A 13465-nucleotide genomic window follows, 5' to 3' on the forward strand; every position below is an offset into this window, starting at 1 on the left:
AAAAATGCTCCTCTCGGAGCATTTTGGACATCATCATTCAACGTTCATCGGTTTGAATTATAACATTCCGTCGAACACCATCGCCGCAGGTCCCGTCATATACACATGATTGTCTGTCTCATTCCAATCAATATGCAAGTCGCCGCCTTTGAGCGAAATAACAGCTGTCCGGTCCGTTAATCCATTCAGCACCGAAGAGACGAGCGTCGCACAAGCCCCTGTTCCACAAGCAAGCGTAGGTCCCGCACCGCGTTCCCATACACGCATATCCACATATTCCTTCGATTTCACGGTCGCGAACTCTACATTAATCTTCCGCGGGAAGAACGAATGAACCTCAAGCTTCGGCCCCCATGTCTCTAGATCGAAGTTCACGGCATCATCCACGTAGATGACACAATGCGGATTGCCCATGGATACCGCTGTAAAATGAAATGTCTGACCATTGACCTCAATCGGCTCATTCACCACTTGCTTCGCATCAATCGTCGTCGGTACGAGCTTGCCGTCAAGAATCGGCGCACCCATGTCTACACGAACACGTGAGACGGCATTTGTTACGGGATCCACTTCAAGCTGCAGCGGCTGAACGCCAGCGCCTAACGTTTCTATTGTAATATCATGCTGATCTGTCAGACCGCGGTCATATACGTATTTTGCAACACAACGAATAGCATTGCCGCATTGCTCTGCTTCAGTACCGTCAGAGTTCATAATTCGCATCCGGAAATCCGCCCTTTCAGAAGGCAGTATGTATACAAGTCCATCTGCCCCGATCCCGAAAAATCGATTACACGTCTCTATCGCAAGTTCTGATGCGTTGCTAGGGAGCTCCTGCTCCCCAGCGACGACAATAAAATCATTCCCAAGCCCATGCATTTTCGTGAATTTCATTTTATAGCACTCCTCTACTTCAACCATTTCCATAAGCATATCTTAGAGGCTGCGCCGAAGTGGATTCACTTTATGCACGAATGTTTGTACTTTTTATGAGCGGACTGCGTTTCTGTGTTGGCGTTGTCTTCCGCGGCTTACCGCCCGTTAATACACTCCCAATCCCCATGACGAACGTCGGCACGCCAGCGGCAACAAGGGTAATGGCCCAGTCTCTCAGATCCAGCGGCATTGTCTTGAACACGGGCTGCAGAGGTTCGATATAGAGCACAGCGAGCAGGAGAACAATCGATGATAACACAGCCAACACCAGATAACGGTTCTGCAAAATATTGCGGTGGAAGATTGAGCGTGAACTGCGGCAGTCAAATACATGGATAAGCTGTGCCATGACGAGCGTTGCGAAGGCAACGGATTGCGCTTTGACGAGCTGCTCCGCGCTGTTCGGATCCACTCGCAGCGTCAACCAGAACGCAAGAAGTGTGAATACGCCAATCAAGATCCCGCGACTAATAATTTTCCACCCTAATCTTCTGGCAAAAATATTCTCTTTCGCACCACGCGGTTTCTGCTCCATCAAATCCTTCTCTGCCTGATCCACACCCAGCGCCATCGCGGGCAGTCCATCCGTCACGAGATTGACCCAAAGAATCTGAATCGGCACGAGTGGCAGCGGGAACCCGAGCATCATGGCGATGAACATCGTTAAGATCTCCCCGACATTCGATGCGAGCAAGTAGCGGATGAACTTACGAATATTCTCATAGATACCTCGGCCTTCTTCAATGGCAGCCACAATTGTCGAGAAGTTGTCATCACTAAGAATGAGAGCTGATGCTTCTTTCGATACGTCGGTTCCTGTGATCCCCATGGCAATTCCGATATCGGCCGCCTTGATCGCAGGCGCATCGTTCACACCGTCGCCCGTCATCGCGACAACATGGCCTTTCCGCTGCAAGGACTTCACGATACGAAGCTTATGTTCAGGCGATACCCGAGCGTATACGTAGGTATCATCCACCTTCTGATCCAAATCATCATCAGACATATTCGCTAATTGCTGCCCTGTTAGAAGCAAGCCGCCGCGCTGAGCAATACCCAGTTGATTCGCGATGGCCTCCGCTGTCGTCTGATGGTCACCCGTAATCATGACCGTCTTAATGCCTGCTCGGCGGCATTTGGAAATCGCATCACGAACTTCTTTCCTCGGCGGGTCAATCATCCCTGTTAATCCGACGAAAATCAAGTTGCACTCCGCATCATTTTCATTTGCAACTTCTTCATAAGACCTGACTTCACGGTAAGCCATCCCGAGTACACGGAGCGCTGACTTCGCCATGCCTTCATTCGCTGCGAGCACCTTCTGCCGAAGGGTTCCAGTGAACGGCACGACTTTACCATCCCATAAAATATAAGCGCATTGTTCGAGCAGCATATCCGGTGCGCCTTTCGCATAAATCAGCTGCCCGCCTTGATGCTTGAGCTGCACGGACATCCGTTTTCGTTCCGAATCGAATGGGAATTCACAGACCCGCTCATACATCCCGTTTAAGGATTGCTGGGTCACACCCGCCTTCGAAGCAAGAACGACTAGAGCACCTTCCGTTGGATCGCCTTTGACTTCCCACGTCGATGTGGATTCTTCCTTCACTTTTTTCTTCGGTTTCTCCGAATGATAAGCCTCTGCGAGGGACGCATTATTACAGAGCGCCGCGATCTGCATTAATCGGCGTAAGGCCTGATCATTTTTGAGATCGACTGCCTTATTATCCTCTAGGATATGACCAATCGGTTCATACCCTTCTCCAGACACTTGCAGCAAGCGGCCTCCAAGCCACATATGCGTGACGGTCATTTTATTCTGGGTGAGCGTACCCGTCTTATCCGAACAAATGACGGAGGCACAACCTAAGGTCTCTACAGATGGAAGCTTACGGACAATCGCTTTGCGCTTAATCATACGTTGTACGCCAAGTGCCAGGGCGATCGTCACGATCGCTGGCAGCCCTTCTGGAATCGCAGCAACCGCCAAGCTAACCCCTGCAAGGAACATGCCGTAGGCCGGCTGACCATGCATAATGCCCGCAATCACGACCATCACCGTTAGACCCAAAGCAACGACAATCAATATTTTACCAAGCTGCTCCAGCCGATGTTGAAGCGGCGTCTCCATGCTCTCGGTTTGCTGAATCAGATCGGCAATTTTACCCATTTCGGTGTTCATTCCAGTACGTACTACGATCCCTCGGCCTGTACCCCGTGTGACCATCGTCCCCATGAATCCGAAGTTTCGCTGATCTCCAAGCGGAATACTCGCTTCATCAATCGGAGAAGCATGTTTATTGACTGGCACGGATTCCCCAGTTAATGCAGACTCTTCCACATCGCAGCTATTCGTCTCCGTCCAGCGAATATCCGCTGGAATCCGGTCTCCACTCTCAAGCAGAACCACATCGCCTGGCACCAGTTGATCTGCAGGAATCTGTATGACTTCGTTATCACGAAGCACATGCGCTGCCGGTGCGGATAGCTTCTTGAGCGCACGCAAGGAACGCTCCGCTCGAAATTCTTGGACAAAACCAAGAATCCCGTTAATGACAATGATCGCCACAATCGTGATCGCGTCCAAATATTCGCCGAGCAAGCCAGAAATCAGTGTGGCTCCCATTAGCACGAGCACCATGAAATCTTTGAACTGGTTCAAGAAGAGCGCAATCGGTGAGACTTTCTCCCCTTCCGACAACTCATTCGGCCCATGAATCTCCAGGCGTTTGTTCGCCTCAACCGAGGACAGACCACTGCTTCCATCCACACTTAATGCTTGTTGCAGCTCCTCTGTATTCATCTGGTGCCACATTTTCTGTTCCATGTCCCTTAATTCCCCTTCCGCGCCATAATCCAAGGACTCTCACTGCATCAGTAACTGCTTTTCCAGTCCTTTGAACAACCCTCTACTGTGGTAAATGTATTCAGACAAGCCAGAAATTATCCCACTTCCTATTAAGTTTTTCCGCAAAGTATGGCATCATAGAGATGTACGATTGACTTCCTTGAGAATGAAACAAAGGAATAGAATGGAGAATGTATTATGGCATTAGACGGTATCGTTACACGTGCCATTGCCTCGGAATTATCCCGATGCATCGGTGGGCGTATTAATAAAATTTATCAACCAACGGAACGTGACTTAGTCCTGCAAATTCGTGCGCAGGGCGAAAATTTCAAACTGCTCTTATCCGCCAATCCTACATACCCTCGCGTGCAATTCAGCGATCAGCAATTTCTTAATCCGCAAGAAGCGCCGATGTTCTGTATGCTTATGCGCAAGTATTGTGAGAGCGGGATTATCGAATCTGTGGAACAAGTTGCATTCGAGCGCATTCTGCATATCACGATTCGGCAACGGAATGAGCTTGGTGATGAGTCGACGAAGAAGATCATTATTGAATTAATGGGTCGTCACAGCAACATTATCTTGGTCGATCCTACGACAGGTACAATGCTTGACGGCATCCATCATGTCACGCCTGCGATTAGCAGCTATCGGATTGTTATGCCAGGATTCGGGTACACGGAGCCGCCGCAACAGCATAAGCTGCATCCGTTAGAGGTTAAGGAAGCGGAATTCAAATCGGTTATGACTCTTGACCCTGTGGTCGACGAGCTGGAAGCATCTGTAGAGGGAAAAGGGACATCATCCTACGCTTCGCGTCTCGTCGAACAATTCAGTGGGATTAGTCCACTCATTGGACGCGAAATGGAATATCGCGCTTCACAGGCGGGCGAGGGTACAGAACTCGATGCACTATGGCAAGCTTTCTCGGCGATTATGAACGATGTTCGCGAGATGCATTTCAGTCCTTGCATAGCCGTAGATGCGAAAGGCAAGATGTTCTTCTCCGCCATTCCGCTGACATCGATCAGCGATCAGCATCAGTCATTCCCATCGATTAGCGCTTGTATGGAAGCTTTCTATGGGGACAAAGCTGAACGTGATACCGTCAAGCAACGCGTCAGCGATCTCATTCGTTTCCTACAAAATGAGAAAAACAAGAACATCAAGAAGATTGATAAACTGCATGAGTCGATAGAAGAAGCCAAGGACGCCGACCAATATCGTGTTCAAGGGGAATTGTTATTTGCTTCCCTCCATGCCGTGGAGAAAGGAATGAAAGAAATTGAAGTCGTCAATTATTACGACGAAAATCAAGAAGCCATTCGCATTCCACTGGATCCGCTGCTCGGCCCTTCCGAGAATGCACAGCGCTACCTTAAACGGTATAACAAATTTAAGAACAGCCTTGCAGTCATTGAAGAGCAGCTCAAGTTAGCGGCGAACGAAATTAAATATATGGAGCTTTTGCTGCAGCAGCTTGAGCATGCTTCCTTACGTGATATCGATGAGATTCGAGAGGAATTAACCGAACAAGGGTACTTGAGGGATCGTTCGAAGAAAAAAGGCAAGAAGAAAAAGAACGATAAACCAACTGTACAGTGCTACACTTCTTCGGAAGGCATAGCGATCTATGTCGGCAAGAATAATATCCAGAACGAATATGTGACCAATCGGCTTGCAGGGCCGGGCGATACATGGCTGCATACCAAAGACATTCCAGGCTCCCATGTCGTCATTCGGAGCAGCGAATTCGGCGATTCGACCTTGGAAGAAGCAGCGATGCTCGCAGCGCACTACAGTCAAGCGAAGTCTTCCAGCATGGTGCCTGTCGATTATACATTAATAAGGCATGTACGGAAGCCAAGCGGTGCAAAGCCTGGGTTCGTTATTTATGATCACCAGAAGACGCTATTCATTACACCTGATGAGGATAAGTTAAAGCAGCTGTCTTATGTATTGAAAAATAGCTAAATAAGCATAAAAAGAAGCTCCCACTCACTTTTTTCGAGGATGTGGGAGCTTCTTTTTCGATATAAAAATCACGACATACTTCTGCGCTTACCTGCGGACGATTCGCGGCCTGATACATGCCGGGGCAGGCGCTCGTACCCCAAATACCGTGTACCTTGATACTTGAGGGTGCCATGATCCCCTTCTGCCAAATGCCCGAACTCACGGCCATCCACTTTGAATTCCATTCGATCGCCGCTCTCTACTTCGAAGGTGATGTAATATGTTGTACTGGTCGCGTTATGGAAATGACCGTCATTCGTATCATGACGATGACTTACATGGGTACGTTTGCTGACAATTTGAGAGGCTACGTCTAAGACCGGCTGCTTATTGTTACTGCTCCATTGTGATACCCCTTTTGCAAGCGAAAAGATGATGATGACTGCAACAGCGCCAAAAATGAGTGAGATGAATGTCTCGAACATTCCAAATCCGCCCATCATCGCGTTAAAACCATCAAATCCCATATAAATCCCACCTTTCCATTCTCAAGCATCGAACCAACTTCAATATAGTAGGCTTAGCTTCTTGCTTGCTCGAGTGCTGCCAATACTTCAACAGAGATTCTGCGTCCGCCTAACTCACCATGAAACACGACGCCTTGTCTGGCGCCATGGAAATCTGAACCTGCGGTTACAATCAAATGATACTTCTCCGCCATTTGGAGGTACCGCTTCTCTTCTTTCTCCCCATGATCCGAATGATAGACCTCAATCCCCGCCATTCGCGCTTCTCGAATAATCTGCTCAACGAGTTCATCATCTCCATAGAGCCCCGGATGTGCAATGACCGGCGTTCCCCCGGCTTCACGGATCCAGTCTGCAGCTGTCGATGGCGTGATTCTCGGTGGGCTTACATAGGCAGCACCACTGGACCCTAGGTAACGATCAAATGCTTCAGCCATATCCTTCACATATCCCTTGAGAACCAGTGTATCCGCGATGTGGGGACGACCAACCGTCTCATCCGGTGCGAGCGGCCTCCCAAGATTCGCGATGACTTCCTTCATCGTAATATTGATCCCAAGCTGCTGCAGCTTCGCGATCATCATGTCATTACGGCGATCTCTCGTCGCGCGAAGCTCTGCAAGTCGTCCCAAGAAAATCGGATCGTGATCATTGATGTAATAGCCAAGAATATGAATATCTTTTCCTTCAAGTACAGTGCTGATCTCTACACCAGGAACCACTGTCATTCCAATGCGTTCCCCTTCGCGTATCGCCTCCTCAATCCCCGCAACCGTATCATGATCTGTAATCGCTACGGCGGTAAGTCCTGCTGCTCTAGCCAGACGAACGTTCTCAGCTGGCGGCTGCATCCCGTCGGAAGCGGTTGTATGTGTATGTAAGTCTACGTATCCTTGCTGCATATTCACGGTGTCAACTCCCTTTCGAAGTAGTTCAATAAGTTATCTTTTGATGATCAAGACGAAGTTCGAGAAGTTACTAGGTCTAACGAACTATTTGTCCAATTGCTGCTCCTGAAGAAACGATAAGAACGTCACAGCCGATATCGGGAGCAATGCTGATTTCAAATAAATGGAATAGAATTGGCGCTCAAAGGAACAATCCTCAATGTCGACAATCTTCACGAGCCCTAGTGTCACCTCATGCTTCACGGAAGATGGCGAGATGATAGCAATGCCGAGACCCGCTTCGACCGCGGACTTAATGGCGCCTGTGCTGCCGAGCTCCATGACGGCGCGAACAGACTGTATATCTATATTCTTACGCGCAAATTGCTCTTCCATGACTTGCCTTGTGCCAGATCCTTGCTCCCGCACAATAAAAGGATACTTAAGCACATCCTCGAGCGAGACCACAGAAGCTTCAGCAAGCGGATGATTTGCAGGAACAATCAGCTTTAATTCATCCTTCATCACCGCTTCGATATGCATGTCAGGGTGCTGTACAGGCGCTTCAATCAATCCAAAATTTAATTGATGGTTCGCAATCTCTTCTAGAATTTGCGCTGTATTCATGACTTTCATACTAATCGCAATATTCGGATATTGCTGACCAAATGGCCCTAGCATGCGAGGCAGTACATATTCGCCGATCGTTAAGCTTGCACCGAGCTGAAGTCGCCCTTGAAGCATATGCGTGAACTTGGACATCGCCATATCGGTGTCCCGAATCAACTCGATACTTCTACGAGCAAATGGCAACAGTGCTCGACCCGCTTCGGACAGCTCGATCCGCTTCGTAGAACGATTGAACAGCTTCGTACCGAAATACTCTTCCAGCGATTGCACTTGCATGGTCACGGCTGGCTGCGTCATATGTAAGGCTTGCGCGGCAGCAGAGAAGCTGCCCTTCTCGGAAACGGTATAAAAGATATGTAGCTGATGAAAATTCAATGCAATCACCCTCCCGAGTTCACATCATTCGTAGACGAATTACCATCATTATACCAGATCAGGTGCGATAACTTTCCTATTCCTGTACAAAAAAAGCACACCGCATCAAGCGGCATGCTTAAATAACTCTTATTACTTTCTTTTGCGACTATTCTTAATCAATGTCATTCGGCGTGAATGCCGCAACCAAGAATAATACGTTTTCAAATCTCGAAGCTCCATGGTCTCCGACATTCGGCCAAGGAAAGTAACAATAATCATCTTATGAAGTGGATTACCCGCGATATCAATCTCATTCTCAAGAATCGGAAATTCTGCTACGACAACAAGATCATCATCAATTAGATAGACATCTTCTTCATTCCGATAGTACGGCTGGATCCGATTTTGTTTAAGGCATTCCCATAAAAACATTGCAATATCATCATAACCTGTCTTCTCATGCTCAACCCGCTCTGCCCAGCGAAATTTGGCATGATTCGTTATGACCACATCGGCCACTTTCTTATCACCCAAGGTGACATAGAAAGGCTCGTATGTGCTGTATCGTTCCATCACCTTATCTCTCATTGGGCATCACTCTCCAGGTTAGATAGGTCTTTATATCTAAGCATTTATACCCACTATATTACATGAATGCACTATTTTTCTCAAGCCCTATTTACAAGTGTATGCCTATGAGACTAGAGGTTATAGAATTTCGCCTTATCCGGACCATTACTACTATATTCGGTCTTTATTTCATTCCGGTAGGACCTTTCAATCCTCTTCACAAAAGCAAGCCTGCGAATATTCTTGACCGTTTCTTCCGCACGTTCCGAATTAACGTACATTACAACATAGTGCATTCGACGTGAAATATAATGAACCGTTCCATACTTCTCTAAATTCCTTGCTGCTTTTACATCGCTAACCCAGATAATATAACCAGTGCGTTCCGCAAACATGTTCGCTAACCCCTCTTCTCCCGATCATCCGCCACAACCGCAGCTGCCACCACTGCCGCATCCGCCGCCTTTTGGATTTGGATCATTACTTGGCACTTTAATGGTCTCAGAGACAGAATGGGCAATAAGCTTCGAGATATTATAGAGCATATCATCTAAGCGTTGTTCCAATTCCTTAAAGCGTCTTACTTCCTCAATCGCATCCATCTTTGCTTCGACAGCTTTTACAGCGTCTTTCGCTTCATGATAATTCGGATGAAAACGACCAAATCTTTGGGTTTCTTCAAAAAGCTCCTTCTTCTTATCGAACTCCCGTAGTAGAAGCTTCACTTCCTCGTTCTGCTCAACCTTCTGCTTCCAATATATATATTCAGCCACGTCGGCAGAACCATTAATCATATCGCCTAATTCATAGGCGTTACATAGCAGAGAGGCCATGTCAATCGTATTGATCTCAGATACGCTCATGAATTTCAACTTCTTTCTATTAAATTTATCGCTCTTATCTATCATACCATGAAATAGTCTGCAATGAACCTTAAATTTAGTTTATTGTTGGTAGAATGAGTTGAATTTGATCCCATGCATCACTAGAGACCTCCTGGACGCCGCTATCTGCTTGTCCGACGATAAAACCCTTGAGATTCCACGCCCCCCCGGAAGACCTAACTTGAAGCGGCAGCACGATAATCGATCCTGTCTTATTGCCAAGCTTGATGTGCGTCTGCCATGCTATAGCACGTTCGATGATCTCTGTCATCGTTGACGTATGATATGCACGTAATTGTTGCAGCCACATCGGAGAAATTCGGGCAATTTCCGGGAAGAGATCTTCCCGTGTAGGCAGAGATATGTCTAATTCATAATATTGAACTGTCTGCTGTGTGTAGATAAATCCTTGGCTTGATGTCTGGAACCCTTCAGCGTCCTTATTACCCGCAGATACTTCTGCAGTAGCATTCACACTTGCATCATATCGAGCGAATCCAATCTTGGTCTCACCACTAACCGTTGATTCCATCTGCCTTCTTGGCGTAACCCCAGCTTTATCAAGCACTGACCGAAGTGTATCGACTTGATCTCTTGGAACAATAAAATCGTAGGCACCAATCGGTGTAATCTGTGGCAAGATCTGTGCCATGCCTCGGATTCGTTCAACCACTTCGGCATCAACACATCGCAGCAGCACAACTTCTGATAAATAGACTCTGCCATACTGCTGACGCCAGTGATCTAATGTAGCTTTGACGGATTCCGGGATGTCCGACAAGGACTTTTGTCCTAGAAATTCAATCATATCCTGTAAAGTACGGCCTTGATCAACAGCACGCATATAACTATCTTTCGTTAGCCGATATACAGCAACTTGGTCCGAACGTATCAAATCCGCGCAGCATTCTAGCTCCCATCGGGTAAGGAAAGGGACATCCGGTGGAACAATAATCTCCAGATCAGGCTGGACATAGAACCCTTTCATCTGTGTGCTCTGTTCTTCTCGTTGCTCTGCACCACCAGTAGGAGCTAACTCCAGACCTGAATTTATGGTATAGCGAAAGAACCGTTCTCCATCCAATGTCGTACCGAGCTCTACCCAACCGAATGTGCAGAGGACGGACAGCCACACTTGGATCAGATCTTCAATATCCTGTTCAGAGGTACGTTCAGGGCTTTTCACGTCTATTCGATGCATAACAAGCCACGAGGATATTGATCTTACCGCGTACCAGACCCCCTGTTCTTGCGGCGCACTCGCAATGGCATACATGCATTGTTGAATCCATCGCTCTGGAAATGGTTGAGCGGTAAGCCAGATCTGCCAAAGCCGCTGCTGCATCGTTATCCGATTCTGCGACAGCCAGGGATATAACATATTATGATTAAGCTCGTAAGCCTCCGGTGTTTTGTGTAGAAGTCCGAATCGAAATCCAAAATCAAGCACCAATGCGATCGAAGAGGGTAACGTGTCTGGATTAGGGTACTGCAAGTGAAGCGGAACCAGATCACGAACTGTAATCTGGAGTGAAGACAGCATTTTCTGTATATGCTTCTTATGCATTGTACCTTTTGCCGTTAGAGGAGCACCGATCTTCGCAATCGTAGCAAGCAAGTAAAATAACTCGTATTCAAGCCCTCTGCCTGCTTCATGGGTAACGGTGAGATCAGATGTTTCGATTGAAGCAGCCTGCAGCTGCAGCGGCATTCGAAGATGCTGCACCGGAGCGTATAAATCCGTAGGAATAAAAAACAATTGATCTCCCCATGCCTTACGAACCGCATATACCAGCCCACGCTGTCGTAGTTCATAGATGCCAACGCGTAGAGCGGCGCCGCTCATACTCGCCCCTCCGTGCTTCAGAAGCTGAGGCAGTTCGAATGACTGCATGCCAAAATGCCTCATAATAAAATCCAGCGTCTCAAGGCCGACATGCGTGAGCTGATCTAATAATAATGACAAAGCGGCATGATTATGGGCAGCCTCCAACGCTTGTCGGTACGTATGCTGATCTGCTTCCGATAATTTGGACGCAATCTCCTGCGTATTCAAGTTGCTGCCGCCTCCTTCGTCACGTTGGATATATTCCGAATGTCATATCGATACCCTTGCTCAACAAGGAACAATTGCCGCTTAAGCGCGAAATCTTGCTCCTTGGTATCACGCGATACAACGGTATAGAAATAAGCGGTATTGTCTCCTGCTTTGGGCCGCAGAATACGTCCTAAGCGCTGCGCTTCTTCCTGTCTTGATCCGTAGCTTCCAGACACTTGAATCGCGACGGCCGCATCAGGCAAATCGACAGCGAAGTTCGCAATCTTAGAGACGACGAGCAGCGGAATCTCTCCACGCTTAAACCCATCGTAGAGCTCCTGACGCTTTGCTTGCGGCGTCGTGCCTGTCATAATCGGTGCCTGAAGCTCTGCTGCAATAACCGCGAGTTGATCCAAGTATTGACCAATGATCAATGTTGGTTTCCCTTCATGCTGCTCGAGCAGACTGCGGATGACATCCATCTTGGCAGGATTCTCTCCCGCAATTCGGAATTTACTCTTCGCGTCCGCTCGCCAGTATAATTCCAGATTCGGCGCATAGAGCGGTACGAGGATCTCACAGCAGTTCACCGTCGCGATCCACCCTTGCTGCTCTAGCTCCTTCCATGGCAGTTCATATCGCTTCGGACCAATGAGTGAGAATACGTCCTTCTCACATCCATCCTCACGTACCAAGGTAGCTGTCAAGCCAAGTCTGCGTGTTGCTTGAATTTCAGCTGTTGCTCGAAATACTGGCGCTGGGAGCAAATGCACTTCATCGTAGACAATAAGCCCCCAATCCCGTTCTTGGAACAATTGCATATGTACAAATGGATCTGCTTTCTGCTTCCGATGTGTCAAGATTTGATAAGTCGCAATCGTTACAGGCTTGACTACTTTACAGGAGCCCGAATACTCGCCAATATCATCTTCCGTGAGCGACGTCTTGCTCATGATCTCCGTTTTCCACTGCCGCACAGACGTTACATTCGTCGTTAGTATAAGCGTCTCGCATTGGAATTGCTCCATGACCGCCATCCCTACGACCGTCTTACCAGCCCCGCAAGGAAGCACAACAACGCCACTGCCTCCATATCCTCCACCATCTTCTCCCTTAAAAGCCTGTACCGCTTGTTCTTGGTAGGGTCGCAGCGCAAAAGGACGGCTCGGGCCTCGACCCCTATTGAATCCAAATGGCAGCGACTTGCCTTCATGGAACCCTATTGCATCTAAGACGGGATAGCCCAGACGCGTCAACTCCTGCTTCATTAGGCCACGGGCATGCCCCTTGAGCAGAACTGTCTTGGCGTCTAACCGCGTATCGATATAAGACTGAATACTTCGCTCCTCTATGAATTCATCGATGATCGTCTCATTCATCGCACAGAGCTGTAATTCTTCGCCCTGCAATTCAAGCTTTAAGCTGCCGTATCTCCCCATCCAGAGCTTAATTTGCTGCTGTACTTTCGCTGGAACATCCCATTTGGCGAACCGCCTTAATTCTTGAATCACGGCTTCGGGTGTCATGCCTGCTGAAGCGGCATTCCATAAAGAAAGTGTGGTAATTCGATATGTATGAATATTTGCAGGACTCTTGAGCAGCTCTGCAACATGGAATAACAGTTCTTTCGCTTCCTGCGATGATGGATGCTCCGTCTCTAAGAGCACGGTTAAATCCGATTGGACAATACACGGTCGATTTGTCTGATCTAGCATTAATCGAGCCCTCCTTCCGAACAACATGTCGTCATTGCTCCATGACAACCTCAACGAATGAAAAACGGCTTGCAGCGCAAGCCGTATCCCATTCATTATCTCATATTCGTCAAT

The 13465-nt window shown here is 47.9% G+C and carries 11 protein-coding genes; 1 reads left to right on the forward strand and 10 read right to left on the reverse strand.

All coding sequences use genetic code 11. The features are described 5' to 3' along the window. Positions 1–57 precede the first annotated feature (57 nt). A complete protein-coding gene (gene dapF, locus C558_RS0112155) occupies positions 58–894 on the reverse strand; it encodes a diaminopimelate epimerase (RefSeq protein ID WP_018756550.1) in 837 nt (278 codons plus the stop codon). A gap of 70 nt (positions 895–964) precedes the next feature. Continuing rightward, the gene (locus C558_RS0112160; protein WP_018756551.1) at positions 965–3763 is read right to left on the reverse strand and encodes a calcium-translocating P-type ATPase, SERCA-type; all 2799 of its coding nucleotides are present in this window, start codon (positions 3761–3763) and stop codon (positions 965–967) included. Between the two features lie 219 nt (positions 3764–3982). On the opposite strand from C558_RS0112160, the gene C558_RS0112165 reads away from it, so the two are divergent. Then, positions 3983–5761, forward strand: a complete 1779-nt coding sequence (locus C558_RS0112165; protein ID WP_018756552.1) for an Rqc2 family fibronectin-binding protein — start codon at positions 3983–3985, stop codon at positions 5759–5761. Between the two features lie 68 nt (positions 5762–5829). On the opposite strand, the gene C558_RS0112170 is transcribed toward C558_RS0112165, so the two are convergent. The 8 genes from C558_RS0112170 to C558_RS0112205 form a co-directional block, all read right to left on the reverse strand. Continuing rightward, on the reverse strand, positions 5830–6270 hold the full coding sequence (locus C558_RS0112170) for a DUF2500 domain-containing protein (protein WP_018756553.1): 441 nt from the start codon (positions 6268–6270) through the stop codon (positions 5830–5832). Between the two features lie 53 nt (positions 6271–6323). Continuing rightward, on the reverse strand, positions 6324–7172 hold the full coding sequence (locus C558_RS0112175) for a PHP domain-containing protein (RefSeq protein ID WP_040674962.1): 849 nt from the start codon (positions 7170–7172) through the stop codon (positions 6324–6326). A gap of 90 nt (positions 7173–7262) precedes the next feature. After that, a complete protein-coding gene (locus C558_RS0112180) occupies positions 7263–8168 on the reverse strand; it encodes a selenium metabolism-associated LysR family transcriptional regulator (protein WP_026263876.1) in 906 nt (301 codons plus the stop codon). A gap of 126 nt (positions 8169–8294) precedes the next feature. Continuing rightward, complete coding sequence (locus C558_RS0112185) at positions 8295–8732, reverse strand: hypothetical protein (protein ID WP_018756556.1); 438 nt, start codon at positions 8730–8732, stop codon at positions 8295–8297. A 113-nt stretch (positions 8733–8845) separates the two neighbouring features. Continuing rightward, entirely contained in the window at positions 8846–9109 is a 264-nt protein-coding gene (locus C558_RS0112190; protein ID WP_018756557.1) for a YlbG family protein, read from the reverse strand. Between the two features lie 24 nt (positions 9110–9133). Then, positions 9134–9577: a YlbF/YmcA family competence regulator gene (locus C558_RS0112195; protein ID WP_018756558.1), complete on the reverse strand. Its 444-nt coding sequence runs from the start codon at positions 9575–9577 to the stop codon at positions 9134–9136. A 76-nt stretch (positions 9578–9653) separates the two neighbouring features. Continuing rightward, positions 9654–11654 (reverse strand): helicase-associated domain-containing protein, encoded by a 2001-nt coding sequence (locus C558_RS0112200; RefSeq protein WP_018756559.1) that lies wholly within the window; start codon positions 11652–11654, stop codon positions 9654–9656. Continuing rightward, positions 11651–13351, reverse strand: coding sequence for a DNA repair helicase XPB (locus C558_RS0112205; protein ID WP_018756560.1), 1701 nt, complete (start codon positions 13349–13351; stop codon positions 11651–11653). The genes C558_RS0112200 and C558_RS0112205 overlap by 4 nt, the downstream gene beginning before the upstream one ends. Between the last annotated feature and the right edge of the window lie 114 nt (positions 13352–13465).

The sequence above is a fragment of the Paenibacillus terrigena DSM 21567 genome (assembly GCF_000374845.1).
Taxonomy (GTDB): Bacteria; Bacillota; Bacilli; order Paenibacillales; family Paenibacillaceae; genus Paenibacillus_K; species Paenibacillus_K terrigena.

Bases quoted from the DNA above. Each gene is read 5' to 3' on its own strand.
- dapF (WP_018756550.1), bottom strand. From the start codon at position 894: ATGAAATTCACGAAAATGCATGGGCTTGGGAATGATTTTATTGTCGTC.
- C558_RS0112205 (WP_018756560.1), bottom strand. From the start codon at position 13,351: ATGCTAGATCAGACAAATCGACCGTGTATTGTCCAATCGGATTTAACC.
- C558_RS0112175 (WP_040674962.1), bottom strand. From the start codon at position 7,172: ATGCAGCAAGGATACGTAGACTTACATACACATACAACCGCTTCCGAC.
- C558_RS0112190 (WP_018756557.1), bottom strand. From the start codon at position 9,109: ATGTTTGCGGAACGCACTGGTTATATTATCTGGGTTAGCGATGTAAAA.
- C558_RS0112170 (WP_018756553.1), bottom strand. From the start codon at position 6,270: ATGGGATTTGATGGTTTTAACGCGATGATGGGCGGATTTGGAATGTTC.
- C558_RS0112165 (WP_018756552.1), top strand. From the start codon at position 3,983: ATGGCATTAGACGGTATCGTTACACGTGCCATTGCCTCGGAATTATCC.
- C558_RS0112160 (WP_018756551.1), bottom strand. From the start codon at position 3,763: ATGGAACAGAAAATGTGGCACCAGATGAATACAGAGGAGCTGCAACAA.
- C558_RS0112195 (WP_018756558.1), bottom strand. From the start codon at position 9,577: ATGAGCGTATCTGAGATCAATACGATTGACATGGCCTCTCTGCTATGT.
- C558_RS0112185 (WP_018756556.1), bottom strand. From the start codon at position 8,732: ATGAGAGATAAGGTGATGGAACGATACAGCACATACGAGCCTTTCTAT.